This window comes from Pseudoflavonifractor sp. MSJ-37 (assembly GCF_018917965.1).
In the GTDB taxonomy this organism is placed as follows: Bacteria; Bacillota; Clostridia; order Oscillospirales; family Oscillospiraceae; genus Pseudoflavonifractor_A.
Genome location: NZ_JAHLPP010000001.1, coordinates 988877 through 1003772, shown reverse-complemented (window position 1 = coordinate 1003772; position 14896 = coordinate 988877). Strand labels below are relative to the sequence as shown.

Below are 14896 nucleotides of genomic sequence, written 5' to 3'. Positions count from 1 at the left end.
CGTCAGCCGATGCTGCCCTTCATCTCCAGGCGGATGAGATTGTTCATCTCCACCGCGTACTCCAGCGGGAGCTCCTTGGACACGTTGTCCGCGAAGCCGCTGACGATCATGGCCCGGGCATCCTCTTCGCTGATGCCGCGGGACATGAGATAAAAGACCGCATCGTCGCTGATCCGGCCGATCCGGGCCTCATGGCCCACATCGGCGTCGCCGGTGCGGATATCCATGGCGGGGATCGTGTCGGAGCGGGAGATATCGTCCAGCATCAGAGACTGGCAGGAGACCGCCGCCTTGCTGTGCTCCGCGCCCTCCTGGATCACCAGAGAGCTGCGGAAGGTGCTGGCGCCGCCGTCCTTGGAGATGGACTTGGTATTGATATAAGAAGAGGTCTCTGGGGCGCTGTGGACCACCTTGGCGCCGGTGTCCAGATCCTGGCCCTTGCCGGCAAAGGTGATGCCGGTGAACTCCATCCGGGCCTTCCGTCCCTTCAGGATGGTCATAGGGTAGAGGTAGGACACATGGGAGCCGAAGGAGCCGGACACCCACTCCATGGTGCCGCCCTCCTCCACCAGAGCACGCTTGGTGTTCAGGTTGTACATGTTCTTGGACCAGTTCTCGATGGTGGAGTAGCGCAGATGGGCGTTCTTGCCCACGAAGAGCTCCACACATCCCGCATGGAGGTTGGCCACATTGTACTTGGGGGCGGAGCAGCCCTCGATGAAGTGCAGGTCGGCCCCCTCATCCACGATGATGAGAGTGTGCTCGAACTGACCGGCGCCAGGGGCGTTCAGCCGGAAATAGGACTGGAGAGGGATCGTGACGGACACATGGGGCGGCACATATACGAAGGATCCGCCGGACCATACAGCTCCGTGGAGAGCGGCGAACTTGTGGTCAGAGGGGGGGACCAGCTTCATGAAATGGCTCTGGATCATCTTGGCATAAGGCCCGTGCATAGCGCTCTCCAGGTCGGTGTAGATGACGCCCTGAGCGGCCACCTCCTCCTGGAGGTTGTGGTAGACCAGCTCAGAGTCGTACTGTGCGCCCACGCCGGCCAGAGACTTCCGTTCGGCCTGAGGGATGCCCAGACGCTCGAAGGTGTCCTTGATGTCCTCAGGGACCTCGGACCACTTGGCGCTCATCTTGGTGTTAGGGCGCACATAGGTCACGATATGGTCCATATCCAGCCCCTCGATGGAGGGGCCCCAGTCGGGCATGGACATGGAATCATAGATCTGGAGGGACTGGAGGCGGAAGAGAGTCATCCACGGAGGGTCTTTCTTCTCCCTGGAGATCTGCTCCACGATGGCGGGGGTCAGGCCCGCGCCGACCCGGTAGGCGTCCTTCTCCTCCTTGCGGAAGTCATATAGGCTGCGGCCGACCTCTTCGACCTGGCTCTTCTCTCTCATGACCGGACCGCTCCCTCTCGGATGGCACGCTCCACATAGGACTCGTAGCCGTTCTCATTGATCTCGTCCACCATGGAGCCGTCGCCGTCGGCCACCATGTGGCCTTCCACCATCACGTGGGTCTGGTCTACATGGAGGGACTCCAGGATCCGGGTGGAATGGGTGATGATGAGGAGCGCGCCCTTGTGATCCTTCTGGTAGGCCCGCACGCCGTCAGAGACCAGACGCACCGCATCCACGTCCAGACCGGAGTCGGTCTCGTCCAGGATGGCGAGCTTGGGCTGGAACAGCAGGAGCTGGAGGATCTCGATCTTCTTCTTCTCACCGCCGGAAAAGCCCACGTTCAGGTCCCGCACGCTGTAGGAGGGGTCCAGATGGAGGACCTCCATGGCGGCCTTGAGCTTTTTATAGAAGTCCGTGAAGCGCAGCCGCTTGCCGGTCCGCTGTTCCAGAGCGCTGCGCAGGAAGTCCTGGAGGGAGAGACCGGGGACCTCCAGCGGCTCCTGGAAGGAGAGGAAAAGGCCGTCCCTGGCCCGCTGGTCGGCGGGAGACTCGGTGATGTCCCTGCCCTCCAGCAGGATGCGGCCGGAGTCTACATGGTAGCGGGGACCGCCCATAAGGGTGTAGCCCAGGGTAGATTTGCCCGCGCCGTTGGGCCCCATGAGCACATGAGTCTCGCCCTCGCGGATGGTCATATCGACATCATAGAGGATGTGCTTGCCCTCCACGCTGACGTTGAGCTGTTCAGTCTTCAAAAGGGATGCTGACATTTCATTCACCTTCCCGGTAGGATAGACGATATAGTTTTCCTATTGGATTAGTATGGTTTATTGCGCCCATATTATAAAACTGCGGGATCGCCTTGTCAAGAGGAAGGAGGAAAGAGGGGATCTCGTCTATTTTGCGGGGAAAACCGGAAGAAAAAAGGAAAAGCGCCCTCATCCGCCCGATCGTTCGGGCTGGATGAGGGCGCACCGGCGCAGGAGTCAGACGTTTCGCAGGCGGTCGGTCAGATGATGCCGGACCAGATAGCGGGCGGCGGCCGGTGGGACCAGATGTTCCCAGGGCTGTCCCTCGGAGATGAGGCGGCGGACCTCGGTGCCACTGGTGATGCGCTGACTGTCGTCCCGGACCCAGAGGATCTGGGTGTCGAAGCCCTGCTCGGACAGGACCTGCCGCTTGTGCTCGCCCCACTGGTCATAGATGGTCACATAGCAGACGGCCTCCGCCGGGATGAACTGGCAGATCCGCTCGGGATGCTCGATCGGGAAGGGGACCACATCGAAACGGTCCCGGGAGAGCCCGGCCTCCAGGAGCGAGTCCCGCAGCATGGCCATGCGCTCATAATAGGTGAACGGGTTGGAGGAGCCGCGCATCCGCTCCAGACCCTGGAGATCGTCCGGAGCGTGCTCCCAGGGATCGAAATGGGTGACTCCCACCAACAGATGCTCACAGCGCTCCGCACCCGCCAGCAGATACTCCATATGTCCCAGGTGGAGCCCCTGGAAGCGCCCCATCACGGCGCCGATCTTGTCGCTCAAATCAGAACTTCCTCTCTTCTTCAAATACACAAAAAGATATTATAATATAAGATGGAAAGAAGGGGAAGATATCGAGCGGCTTTATCGAAAAAAGTGATAGGTAAAGCGTAGAGACCGATGGATACGCCTGCTTTCGATTGCATATACAGGAAAAATATAGTATGATATGATTGTCCAAACAAGTTGAAACGACAGGGAGGATGCACGGATGAGGATCTATATGACGGAAGACTATCAGTCTATGAGCCGCCGCACTGCGAACATCATCTCGGCCCAGGTCATCACGAAGCCGGACAGCGTTCTTGGTCTGGCCACTGGCAGCACACCGACAGGCGCCTATCAGCAGCTGGCGGAGTGGTATCGGAAGGGCGACCTGAGCTTTGCGGAGATCAGGACGCTGAACCTGTATGAGTACTACGGGCTCTCTCCCCGCCATGAACAGAGCTGCCGCTGTGCCATGCAGCGGAACCTGTTCGACCATATCGACATCCGGCCGGAGAACACCTATGTCCCAGACGGTCTGGCCCGGGACCCCAGAGCGGAGTGCGCCGCTTACGATGCCACGATCCGGGCGCTGGGCGGCATCGATCTCCAACTCCTTGGCATCGGCGTGAACGGACATATCGGCCTGAACGAGCCGGGAGATGACTTCGGCCTGGAGAGCCATCTAGTCCAACTCAGCGAGAGCACGCTCCAGAGGAACAGCCGCTTCTTCGAGTGCCGGGAGGATATGCCCCGGCAGGCGTTGACTATGGGCATCAAGAGCATCATGCACACCCACCGTATCCTGATCGCGGCCAGCGGAGCAGAGAAGGCGGACATCCTCTGCCGGGCGTTCTGCGGACCGGTGAGCCGGGAAGTGCCGGCCTCCATCCTCCAGCTCCATCCCGAGGTGACCCTGGTGGGCGACCGGGCGGCCCTGAGCGGTCTGAGAGAAGCGGGCCTGCCGATCTGCGGCTGAGCAGGCGGCCTCATATGGACTTGCCTCTTTGAGAGAGCGGAACGATGCTGTGAGACGATAGTAAGGAACGTCCCATCCGGCCAGAATGGACCGAATGGGACGTTCTCTGCTCTGTGGGAGACCGCTCACTCCAAAAACACGCTCTCCAGGGCCGTCTTCATACAGCCCTCCGGGGCATAGCGCCACCAGGACAGGCGGCCGCCGGTGATGAAGTAGGGGAGCGGCCCGGGTGGCGCCGGCGGGAGCTTGTCGATCACCAGGAGCTTGATCTTCATGCGCTCCGGAAGGATGGCTTTGAGGAACACGGAGACCCGGTCGCCTTCGGCCAGCCCCTCTTTCGGTTCGGCCAGTCCGGAGAGGTTCGGAGCCAGCTCCACGAAGACGCCGTAGTCCTTGATCCCCCGGACGATCCCCGGCACGGTCATCCCTGGCTGGAGGGACTGGACATTCTCCAGCCAGGTGCCCAGAAGCTCTTTGTGGGTGAGCAGGATCCGCTCCCGAGCCGGGTCCAGGTCCTGGACAACCACATAGATCCGCTGGCCCACCGAGAAGCGCTGGGCCGGATGGGCGATCCGGGAGACAGAGATGTTCTCGATGCCCACCATGGAGACCACTCCGCACCCGATGTCCACGAAGGCCCCGAAGGGCTCCAGGTGGGTGACGGAGGCGGGGAGGACCATGCCCGGACGGGCTTCGGTGAGGAGCCGGTCCAGGGCCATCCGCTGGGCTTTCCGCCGGGAGAGCCGCAGAGGTCCTCCCGGGTCCTCCGGTATCCCGTCGATCACGAAGGAGACTGGGCGGCCCACCCGAGTGAGGATGGCGATGTCACGGGTGGTGCCCTCGGCGATGCCGAGGGCAGCCTCAGTCCTGGGGATGATGCCCAGCCGGCCTCCGCCCAGAGAGACGGTCAGGTCATGGGCGGCGTCACAGAGGAGCGCGGTGCCCTCCAGGACGGTCTGGCGTTCCGCGGCCAGTCGAAGGCGCTCCGGAGAGGCACAGACAGCGCGGTTCTCTGGCGTGAGGAGGCGGTATCCCTCCGGAAGAAAAAAGCGTGTCAAGATGACCAGATCCTTTCCAGCGGCCGCAGATCGGCGGCCATCCGGGCTCCGAGCGGGCGGCAGTCCGCCCGGCGGGCCCTGCGGATAGGCAAGTATATGCACCGCAGAGCCACGGATTGACAGGATAGGGCGGAAAATTTATAATAATGTCTGCGCATCAGGACTTGCGGTCCTGCATCATCTATGATATGATGCAGTAACGCGATAAAGTATCGGAAAGGGGAGGACGCCCATGGATGTCCGGGTAGGAGATATCCTGGAGCTGAAGAAGCCCCATCCCTGCGGCAGCCGATCCTGGCTGGTCCTGCGGGTGGGCATGGACTTCAAGCTTCGCTGCCAGGGTTGCGGCCATGAGCTGATGCTGCCCCGCAGCAAAGCCGAAAAGAACATCAAAAAGATCGAACGGAACGAGGCATCGGAGCCATGAAAGAATTTTGGAGCAGCCGCATCCGGGACATGGTGCCCTATACCCCCGGAGAGCAGCCGAAGGATCGGACCTTCATCAAGCTGAACACCAATGAGAACCCCTATCCGCCGTCCCCCAAGGTCCTGGAGACGGTCCGGGACGCGGCGGACGCCGCTCTGCGGCTCTATCCAGACCCGGAGGCCGGGAGCCTGCGGGACACGCTGGCCCGCTATCACGGCGTGTCTCCGGAGCAGGTGTTCGTGGGCAACGGATCGGACGAGGTGCTGGCCTTCTGCTTCCAGGCCTTCTTTGGGCCGGAGCGGCCGGTGTGCTTCCCCGATATCTCGTACAGCTTCTATCCGGTGTATGCCGGGCTCTTCGCCGTGCCCTATGAGGAGATCCCGCTGGAGGAGGACTTCCAGATTCCAGTGGAGCGCTTCTTGGACGGGAACGGCGGCGTGATCTTGCCCAACCCCAATGCCCCCACCGGCATCGCCCTGCCTCTGGAGCAGATCCGCCGGCTGGCGGAGGGAAACCCCGACGTGGCGGTGATCGTGGATGAGGCCTATGTGGACTTCGGCACCGACTCCGCCCTGACTCTGCTGGCGGACCATCCCAATCTGCTGGTGGTGCGGACCATGTCCAAATCCCGGTCCCTGGCCGGGATGCGAGTGGGTTATGCGGTCGGCAGTCCCAACATGATCGCCGCCCTGAACTGTGTGAAGAACTCCTTCAATTCCTATACGCTGGACCGGATCGCCCTGGCAGCGGCCAAGGCCTCCGTGGAGGATGAGGCGTACTTCCAGGAGACGCGCCATAAGATCATGGCCACCCGGGAGCGGACCGCCGCCGCGTTGGAGGGGCTGGGCTTCTCCGTGTGCCCCTCCAGGGCCAATTTCCTGTTCGTCTCTCATTCGTCCAAGGGCGGGAAGGAGCTGTTGGACGGCCTGCGGGAGAAGGGCATCCTGGTCCGCTGGTGGGGCAAGCCCCGCATCGGGGACCATCTGCGGATCACCGTGGGCACGGACGAGGAGATGGACCGGCTGATCGAAGCGCTGGCCCAGCTCACCGGACAGGCCTGATCCGACTGGTCCATCGACCCAAGCATATCCAAGGAGGAAACGAGATTTGCGATACGAGGGAAACATCTTCCGGCCGCCGGGAGAGTGGCGGAGCTATCTGCTCCAGGTCACAGTGGGCTGTTCTCACAACAAGTGTACCTTTTGCAGTATGTATAAGGACAAGCGCTTCCACATCCGCCCGCTGACCGATATCTTCGAGGACATCGAGATGGCCGGGGAGTATCATGGCCGTCTGGGCCGCCCGGTGAAGCGGGTGTTCCTGTGCGACGGCGATGCCATCATCATGAAGACCGACCAGCTTCTGGCCATCCTGAACAAGCTCTATGATACCTTCCCTATGCTGGAGCGGGTGACGGCTTATGCCGGGCCCCGGTCCACCCTGACCAAGACACCGGAGGAGCTGAAGGCCCTGCGGGAAGCCGGCCTGTACCGGGTCTATCTGGGCGTGGAGACGGGCGATGACGCCCTTCTGCACCAGATCAAGAAGGGCGTGGACGCCGCGGAGATGCTGGAGGCGGGCGTCCGGCTCCGGGAGGCGGGCCTGGACCTGTGGGTCATGGTCCTGCTGGGCCTGGCCGGTCCCGGGGAGCCCTCCCGCCGCCACATCCTGGCCACGGCGAAGATGATGAACGAGATGAAGCCACGTCATCTGTCTGCCCTGACACTCATGGCGGAGCCAGGCACCGAGTTGGGTGAGCAGGTGGCCCGGGGCGAGTTCCAGCTCATCACCGGGGAAGAGGCCCTGATGGAGACCCGGCTCCTGCTGGAGCATCTGGACGTGGATCCGCTCCACTTCACCTGTGACCACGCCTCCAACTATCTGCCCCTGAAGGGCGGACTGCCGGAGGACCGGGATGCCATGATCGCCGCGATCGACCGGGCGCTTCAGGACAAGGACCTGATGCGGAGTGAGTACGGTCGGGCGCTATAAAGCAGATATACGGTACAAAGATGGTCCGTCCTGGGCGCATCGCACTCAGGACGGACCGTTTTTTGAGCAATCGGGATCGTCTGTTCCGGCAGAGGAAGGGACAGATGAGGCCAGCGAAAGAGAACTGCGGCCATACTTCTTCCGCACCTGATCCACGGCTTTTTCCAGCCGCTCCAGCTTGTCCCGGCGGGGGAGGGACTGAGTGGTGAAGAGGTCGACCTGCTCGACGGCCTCGGCCTCCGGGACCAGGTCCTGAGCGGTGACGGTGAGGGCCCGCACCGGGGCGGACGGCCGCCAGACGCTTTGCAGGAGCCGGAAAGCGGCATCGGTCAGTTCCCGACTCACGAAAGTGGGGGCGGGGAGCCTGGTCTGGCGGCAGATGTCCCGAAAACTCGGGTCTCGGATGGTGAGCTGGAGCGTGGTGCATTTCCGTTCGATCCTCCGAAGCCGTCCGGCCACGCTGTCGCACAGGAGGGCCAGCCCGGAACGGAGGGACTCCCAGCCCACCAGGTCATGCGGAAAGGTGATGCCGTTGCCGACCGACTTGGGAGGCGGCATCTCCCGGAGAGGGACCACCGGACTATGCTCCGCCCCAGAAGCATAGTCGTGGAGGGCGGCGCCTTGCTTCCCCAAGATATGGACCAGCGTTTTCTTGTCGAAGCGGGCCAGATCCCCGATGGTATGGATCCCATAGCGGGCCAGGGTCTGGGCGGCGGAGCGCCCCACGAACAGCAGATCCGTCACCGGAAGAGGCCAGAGCATCTGCCGGAAGTCATCCCGGCCGATCACGGTGGTGGCGTCTGGTTTTTTGTAGTCACTGCCCATCTTGGCAAAGATCTTGTTGAAGGACACCCCAATGGAGAGCGTCAGGCCGGTCTCTTCCCGGACCACTGACCGGATCTGGTCGGCCAGACCCTTCCCATGGGTGCCGAACAGATGGAGGGAACCAGTCACGTCCAGCCAGCTCTCATCGATGCTGAAAGGCTCCACCAGATCGGTGTAGCGTTCGTAGATGCCGTTGATGACGGAAGACCAATGGCGGTATTTCTCCCGGTGGGCGGGGAGGAGCACCAGCTCCGGACACTTCCGCCGGGCCTGCCAGATGGTCTCGGCAGTCCGGATCTGGAAGCGCTTGGCGGGCTCATTCTTAGCCAGGATGATGCCATGGCGGTTTTCCGGATCGCCGCAGACGGCCACGGGCTGGTCCCGGAGCTCCGGATGGTCCAGCAGTTCCACCGAAGCGAAGAAGCTGTTCAGGTCGCAGTGCAGGATGACCCGGTCCATGGACTGGCCCCCTTTCTTCGTTCTGACCCTATTATAAGATGAGACAGGATGGGTGTCAAACAAATGTTCCAACAAAGGAGATGATGATATGCGGCGAAAGGACCGTGCGATGACCGACCCGGCAGAGCTGCGGGAGACGATCCTGGCCTGTGACTGCTGTCGGCTGGGCCTGTGGGATGAGGATATGGGAGAGGTCTATCTGGTACCTATGAACTTCGGATATGAAGAAGCGGGGGACGCGAGGACCTTCTATTTCCACAGCGCACGGGAAGGCCGGAAGGTGGACCTGCTCCGCCGGACCGGGAAGGCAGGCTTCGAGCTGGACTGCGGCCATGATCTGGTGACGGCGGCTGAGGCCTGCGTCCACTCCATGAAATATCGGAGCGTCATCGGCTCCGGCCGGGTGGAGTTCCTGGAGGTACCGGAGGAGAAGCGCCATGCGCTGGCTCAGATCATGGCCCATCATACCGGGAAGTCCGACTGGACGTTCCCGGCGGAGGCGATGGCCCAGCTCTGTGTCTTCCGCCTGACCGTAGAGCACATCAGCGGCAAGGCGAACCGGTGAACAAGATCGGAAAGAGCGTCCTGTCCTCACGGGGGACAGGACGCTCTTTTTCCGTCAATACTGGTATTTTCGGCGTTTTCGGATCAGGAAGCTCACGGAGACGAGGATGCCAAGCAGCTCCGCCGCCGGGACCGCCAGCCAGATGCCCATCTGGCCAAGCACATGAGGCAGGAGCAGGATCGTCCCGACCAGGAACACCAGAGTCCGGGCGAAGGAGATCACAGCGGACACGATGCCGTCGGAGAAGGCGGTGAAGAGGGAGGAGGCGAAGATGCTGGTGCCCATCATCAGGAAGCTCAGCGCATACAGCGGGAAGCCCTGGATCGTGATGGCGTAGACATGGCTGTCCCGGGCGGTGAACAGGGCCAGAGCCCAGCTGATCGTGGTCCGGGAGAGAAGATAGGCCCCGACTGAGGCGGCCAGCACGAAGCAGATGCAGATCTGGACGATCTTCTTGAGCTGAGGGATGTCCTGAGCCCCGTATTTGTAGCTGATCACCGGGGCCACGCCGATGGAAAAGCCGAAGAACACGGCAGTGAACACGAACTGGAAGTACATCGCGATCGTGATAGCGGCCACGCCGTCCTCTCCCCAGGATCGAAGGAAGATCATGTTGAACAGGAAGGTGGTCACTGCATTGGCCACATTGCTGACCATCTCTGAGGAGCCGTTCCCGCAGGCCAGGGCCAGCATCCGTCCCTGGAAGCGGAAGGGCACGAACCACAGGGAGGAGCTCCGATCCTTCCAGAAGAACACCATGCCGAACACAGCAGGGATGCAGTAACCGATCACGGTGGCGATGGCGGCACCCTCCACGCCCATGCCGAGGGGACCCATGAAGAGCCAGTCCAGCACCACATTGGCCATACCACCCGCCACGGTGGTGCCCAATCCCAGACCCGGCCGTCCCGCCGTGACGAACAAGGTCTGGAAGCCAGTCTGGAGGAAGAGCGCCGGGGAGAAGAGCAGCAGGATCCGGGTATAGGGGACGCAGTAGTCCCACTGGGCCGCACTGGTGCCCAGGAGCCGTAGGATCGGTCCCAGGAACAGATTGCCGATCGCCAGGAACAGCACGCCGATGGTCAGAGAGGCGGCCACGATGAGAGTGAAGTCCTGCCGGGCCTCATCGGTACGGCCCTCCCCCTGCTTTCGGGCGATGATGGCAGAACCACCGGAGGCCAGCATGATGCCGATGGCCATCTCCAGAGAGTTCAAGGGGAAGGACATATTGATCGCGGAGAGGGCCAGCGTCCCCACATACCGGGAAATGAACATCCCGTCCACGATGGTATAGAGGGAGAGGAACACCATCATGGCGATGTTGGGCAGGGCGAAGCGCAGGAGAGCGCGCGCATCGAAGCGCCGGGCGAGGGCGTTAGTCTCCACCGTTCCGCACCTCCTCCGCCAGAGCTTGAGCAAAAGCTCCCTGGCCCTCCAGCAGAGACTGACACAGATCCGGACCCATCCGGTCCATGACCCGGTCCTCCATCTGGTACATCCGTTCCAACAAGGGATGGAGCTGGGCCCGTCCGGCCTCAGTGAGGGACAGAGGGCGCTCCCGCCGCTCCAGGCCATCCAGATATTGGATCCAGCCCTTCCGCTCCAGCTCTTTTACGATGGAGTTCACCGTCTGTTTAGGGAGCATCCGCTCCTCGGCGATCTGCTTCTGGGTGCGTGGGTCCGGCTGGTCCAGGGAGCAGAGCACCATGAGCGTGTTGTAGGTCAGCCCCTGCCGTTTGGCCCATTCGCCATAAAGGGCGTTGGCCTGACAGATGAAGCGGTCGATCAGGGCCATTTGTTCTCTGAGTTCCAAAAAAACACCTCGATCAGTCTGATATCGGACTGTCATTATAGTACGATTTCGGACTGATGTCAAGAGGGAACGAAAAAGCGGCTGGCAGTCTCTCATCAGAGACTGCCAGTCGTTGACATACCGGGCGCGATCAGAACGCGTTGTAGTGGACCCGCTCATCGAAGGCCTTGCGGGGCTTTGGCTCACCCACTTCAGCAGGGACACCGATGGGGAGGATGGTGCGGACCGTCTTGCCGGCAGGCACATTGAGGAGCTTGCCGATGGCGGCACTGGCGGCGGGGGCCTTGGTCATGCCGTCCATCCAGACGGTGGCATAGCCCAGAGCAGTGACGGCCAGAAGTATATTCTCCACGGAGGCAGCGTAATCCTCCACCTCGAAGGCCATGCCGCAGGGCGCGATCTGATGCTCGGACAGGACCACCAGGATCACAGGAGCGGTCTTGACGGCAGGGGTAGAGAGGACCTCGGCAATGCCCTTGCGGAGCTCAGGATCGGTGACGGCCACGAAGGAGGTGGTCTGACAGTTCTGGCCGGAGGGGGCCTGGATGCCGGCCTCCAGGATCTTACGGATGTCGGCGTCGGGAACGGTCTTGTCCAGGAAGGGAGTGCGATGGCTGTACCGCTTGGCGATGGCTTCAAAGAGATCCATATCGTTCACCTCATATCGAAATATCTGCGTTCAGTCCCAAGGACTGGAGACGTCTGGATGAAAAGGAAGAAAGGCCCCCGCCGCACAGAGAGGTGCGGACAGGGGCCACGGCTCAACTGTTGAGATACTGCTTGACGAGTTCCTGGAGGAGCTCGTCCCGATCCAGCTTGCGGATCAGGGCGCGGGCGTTGTTGTAGTTGGTGATATAAGTGGGATCCTCAGAGAGGATATAGCCCACGATCTGGTTGATGGGATTGTAGCCCTTCTCCTGCAAAGAATCATAGACGGAGGTCAGAATGTCCTTGATCTCCTGATCCTTCTCATAGTTGAGACTGAATCTGCGCGTATAATCCGTATGCATGACATCGAACCTCCTGATACCGGTTGCCCTTATTTTACCTGAAAATCTTTGCGGTGTAAAGAGAAAGGAGCAAAATTCACGAAACATTAAGAACTGGCGAGTTTAGCTTCGACGGAACTCAACGGAGGACAGCGCCCAACTCACTCTTCAGAGCGCTCAAGATGTTCTTCACATCCTCATCGGCCTCTTCGGCGGTCAGGCTGCGGTCGTCAGCCCGGAGGACCAGGTTGAAAGCCACGGACTTTTTACCGCTGTCCACGCCCTTGCCGCGGTAGATGTCGAAGAGCTCCACAGCCTTGAGCAGGCCCTTGGCGCCCCTGCGGATGCACTCCTCCAGCGCGCCCACCGTGACGGACTCGTCACAGACCACAGCGATGTCACGGGTGACGGCAGGGAACTTGGGCAGGGGGGTGTACTGGGGATCGGCGCCCTTCACGGCGCAGAGGGCATCGAAGCTCAGTTCGGCACAGTAGAGTTCGGTATCCACGCCATAGTTCTCCGCCACCAGAGGATGGATCTGGCCGAACACGCCCACGGACCTGCCGCCCGCCAGCACCCGGGCACAGCGGCCAGGGTGGTAAGAGGGGTCGTCCTTGACGGGCTCGAAGGTCACGTCCTTGGCCCGGATGGCAGTAAGGATGGCCTCTACGGTGCCCTTCATGGAGTAGAAGTCCATGTCCTCACCATAGGCGCCCAGAGAGAGCATCTTGGGTTCGTCGGCCATGCCGTCCTCCCGCTGGAAATAGATCCGGCCCAGCTCATAGAGCTCCGCAGACTTGTTGCGGAAGTTGTAGTTCCGGGTCAGGATCTCCAGCATGGAGGGGAGGATGGTGGTGCGCATGATGGAGGTGTCCTCGCCCAGAGGGTTGCAGATCTTCATGGAGCTCCGGCGCGGGTCATCGGCGGCCCAGCGGATCTTGTCGTAATAGGTGGGGGAGATGAAGGAATAGGTGATGATCTCATCATAGCCACAGGACCGGCAGACCTCGCCCAGAGTGCGCTCCAGCTTCTGAGAATCGGAGTAGCCGCCCAGCGTGGTCTGGCCCCGCATGAGAGTGACGGGGATGTTGTTGTAGCCGTGGAAGCGGGCCACCTCTTCCGCCAGATCGGCCATGCCCTCCACATCGCCGCGCCAGGAAGGCACGGTGACGGACGTGCCGTCTACCACGAAGTCCAGCTTGCGCAGGATGCGGACCATCTCGGCGGTCTCGATGTCGGTGCCCAGCAGAGCGTTGATCTTCTCGGGCTCCAGCTTCAGGACGCGGGGCTGGGGCACGTAGTTGAGGATGTCGATCACGCCGTCCATGACCTCGCCGGCGCCCAGCAGCTCCACCAGCTCACAGGCGCGGTCTACGGCAGGCAGGGTGTTCATGGGATCGAGCCCCTTCTCGAATTTGGCAGAGGCCTCGGTACGCATGCCCAAGGCCAGAGCGCCCTTGCGGATGCAGGTGCCGTCGAAGGTGGCGGACTCGAACACCACGTCCGCAGTATCAGCCACGATCTCGCTGTTCTCACCGCCCATGATGCCGGCCAGACCGACGGCCCGATGCTCATCAGCGATGACCAGATGGTTGGCGGTGAGTTTGCGGACATTGCCGTCCAGCGTGGTCAGCTCCTCACCCTCATGGGCCCGGCGGACGATGATCTTGCCGCCCTTCACATAGCGGTAGTCGAAGGCGTGCATGGGCTGGCCATACTCCAGCATGACGTAATTGGTGATGTCCACGATGTTGTTGATGGGGCGCACGCCCATGGCGCGGAGACGCTCCCGCATCCACTTGGGGGAGGGCGCGATCTTCACGTTGCGGACCATGCGGGCGGTGTAGCGGGGGCACAGGTCTGCGGCCTCGGTCTCCACGTCCAGCAGGTCGGTCAGGCTGCCCTCAGCGCCGCCCTTCACCACGGGCGTGTGGAGCCGGAGCTCCGTGTCATAGGTGGCGGCTACCTCCCGTGCCAGACCGATGATGGACAGGCAGTCGGGGCGGTTGGGGGTGATCTCGAACTCCACCACATGGTCGTCCACGCCGATGACAGGCTTGATATCGTCACCGGGCTCACAGTCCTCCCGGAGCACGAAGATGCCGTCGGGGATGCAGTGGGGGAACTCCTTCTGCTCGGCGTGGAGATCGGCCAGGGTGCAGTAGCTGTCTGTTTTGGCGTTGTAAGCCACCAGATCGCCCTCGTGGAGGTTGGCACATACAGTATCGGGGCAGACCGTGGCATTGCCGATGTCGGCGCAGGTGTGGAATGTGCCGTTTTCCAGCGGCATGACCTCCAGCATTTTGGCGCACACCGCGGGACCGTAGACCTTGTCCCCGGGCTTGATGTCGGCGGGGATGGAGGGCTTGGCGGGGTCGATGGGGTGGTAGTCGTTCAGCAGGGCGGCGGCGGTAATGGCGGCGTAGGGGAAGTCACGCACGTCCAGGCCCAGCTCGCTCAGACCGCACATCATGCCGTTGGACACCACGCCCCGCAGCTTGCCCTTCTCGATCTTCTTGCCGCCGGGCAGGGTGGACTTATGACGGGCTACGGGCACCAGGTCGCCCACGTGGATGTTCCAGGCACCGGTGACGATCTGGGTGGGCTCGCTCTCGCCCACGTCGATCTGGCAGATCCACATATGGTCGGAGTCGGGGTGGCGCTCCATGGACTGGATGCGGCCCACCACCACGTTGGAGATCTCAGCGCCCAGATCCTCGGTGGTCTCCACCTTGGAGCCGGAGAGGGTCATGGTCTCCGCGAAATCTTTGTCGCTGGCATCGACGGTGACGAACTCACCGAGCCATTTACGGGACAGGTCCATATATCAAAACTCCCTTTATCATATCTTGTTCCC

At 61.8% G+C, this 14896-nt stretch carries 15 protein-coding genes; 5 read left to right on the top strand and 10 right to left on the bottom strand.

Translation table 11 applies throughout. The features are described from left to right. Positions 1-2: 2 nt before the first annotated feature. From sufB to KQI12_RS04745, 3 genes are all read right to left on the bottom strand, one after another. Positions 3-1409, bottom strand: a complete 1407-nt coding sequence (gene sufB, locus KQI12_RS04755) for a Fe-S cluster assembly protein SufB (protein WP_216570964.1) — start codon at positions 1407-1409, stop codon at positions 3-5. Then, entirely contained in the window at positions 1406-2179 is a 774-nt protein-coding gene (gene sufC, locus KQI12_RS04750) for a Fe-S cluster assembly ATPase SufC (protein WP_216570963.1), read from the bottom strand. Before sufC ends, sufB begins: the two co-directional genes overlap by 4 nt. Positions 2180-2395: 216 nt before the next feature. Next, complete coding sequence (locus tag KQI12_RS04745; protein WP_216570961.1) at positions 2396-2950, bottom strand: adenylyltransferase/cytidyltransferase family protein; 555 nt, start codon at positions 2948-2950, stop codon at positions 2396-2398. A 208-nt stretch (positions 2951-3158) separates the two neighbouring features. On the opposite strand from KQI12_RS04745, the gene nagB reads away from it, so the two are divergent. After that, a complete protein-coding gene (gene nagB, locus KQI12_RS04740; protein ID WP_216570959.1) occupies positions 3159-3911 on the top strand; it encodes a glucosamine-6-phosphate deaminase in 753 nt (250 codons plus the stop codon). A gap of 125 nt (positions 3912-4036) precedes the next feature. On the opposite strand, the gene KQI12_RS04735 is transcribed toward nagB, so the two are convergent. Further along, the gene (locus tag KQI12_RS04735) at positions 4037-4969 is read right to left on the bottom strand and encodes a S1 RNA-binding domain-containing protein (protein WP_216570957.1); all 933 of its coding nucleotides are present in this window, start codon (positions 4967-4969) and stop codon (positions 4037-4039) included. A gap of 232 nt (positions 4970-5201) precedes the next feature. Here KQI12_RS04735 and KQI12_RS04730 point away from each other — a divergent pair, with 232 nt between their 5' ends. The 3 genes from KQI12_RS04730 to KQI12_RS04720 are packed head-to-tail and all read left to right on the top strand — an operon-like array spanning position 5202 to position 7388. Continuing rightward, positions 5202-5396, top strand: a complete 195-nt coding sequence (locus KQI12_RS04730; protein WP_216570956.1) for a DUF951 domain-containing protein — start codon at positions 5202-5204, stop codon at positions 5394-5396. Further along, positions 5393-6457, top strand: a complete 1065-nt coding sequence (hisC, locus tag KQI12_RS04725) for a histidinol-phosphate transaminase (protein WP_216570955.1) — start codon at positions 5393-5395, stop codon at positions 6455-6457. Before KQI12_RS04730 ends, hisC begins: the two co-directional genes overlap by 4 nt. A 46-nt stretch (positions 6458-6503) precedes the next feature. Beyond that, positions 6504-7388 (top strand): radical SAM protein, encoded by an 885-nt coding sequence (locus KQI12_RS04720; protein ID WP_216570954.1) that lies wholly within the window; start codon positions 6504-6506, stop codon positions 7386-7388. Positions 7389-7433: 45 nt separating this feature from the next. Here the strand turns inward: KQI12_RS04720 and dinB are convergent, their stop codons facing one another. After that, entirely contained in the window at positions 7434-8672 is a 1239-nt protein-coding gene (dinB, locus tag KQI12_RS04715) for a DNA polymerase IV (protein WP_216570953.1), read from the bottom strand. Between the two features lie 88 nt (positions 8673-8760). Here dinB and KQI12_RS04710 point away from each other — a divergent pair, with 88 nt between their 5' ends. Next, the gene (locus KQI12_RS04710) at positions 8761-9237 is read left to right on the top strand and encodes a pyridoxamine 5'-phosphate oxidase family protein (protein ID WP_216570952.1); all 477 of its coding nucleotides are present in this window, start codon (positions 8761-8763) and stop codon (positions 9235-9237) included. A gap of 54 nt (positions 9238-9291) precedes the next feature. Here the strand turns inward: KQI12_RS04710 and KQI12_RS04705 are convergent, their stop codons facing one another. The 5 genes from KQI12_RS04705 to pheT form a co-directional block, all read right to left on the bottom strand. After that, a complete protein-coding gene (locus KQI12_RS04705) occupies positions 9292-10623 on the bottom strand; it encodes an MATE family efflux transporter (protein WP_371817957.1) in 1332 nt (443 codons plus the stop codon). Then, a complete protein-coding gene (locus KQI12_RS04700) occupies positions 10613-11050 on the bottom strand; it encodes a MarR family transcriptional regulator (RefSeq protein WP_216570951.1) in 438 nt (145 codons plus the stop codon). The genes KQI12_RS04705 and KQI12_RS04700 overlap by 11 nt, the downstream gene beginning before the upstream one ends. A 130-nt stretch (positions 11051-11180) precedes the next feature. Then, positions 11181-11699 carry a nitroreductase family protein gene (locus KQI12_RS04695; RefSeq protein WP_216570949.1) on the bottom strand — a complete coding sequence of 173 codons (519 nt, stop codon included), beginning with the start codon at positions 11697-11699 and terminating at the stop codon, positions 11181-11183. Positions 11700-11811: 112 nt separating this feature from the next. Continuing rightward, positions 11812-12060 carry an IreB family regulatory phosphoprotein gene (locus KQI12_RS04690; RefSeq protein WP_216570947.1) on the bottom strand — a complete coding sequence of 83 codons (249 nt, stop codon included), beginning with the start codon at positions 12058-12060 and terminating at the stop codon, positions 11812-11814. A 118-nt stretch (positions 12061-12178) separates the two neighbouring features. Then, complete coding sequence (gene pheT, locus KQI12_RS04685) at positions 12179-14863, bottom strand: phenylalanine--tRNA ligase subunit beta (protein ID WP_216570946.1); 2685 nt, start codon at positions 14861-14863, stop codon at positions 12179-12181. Positions 14864-14896 lie beyond the last annotated feature (33 nt).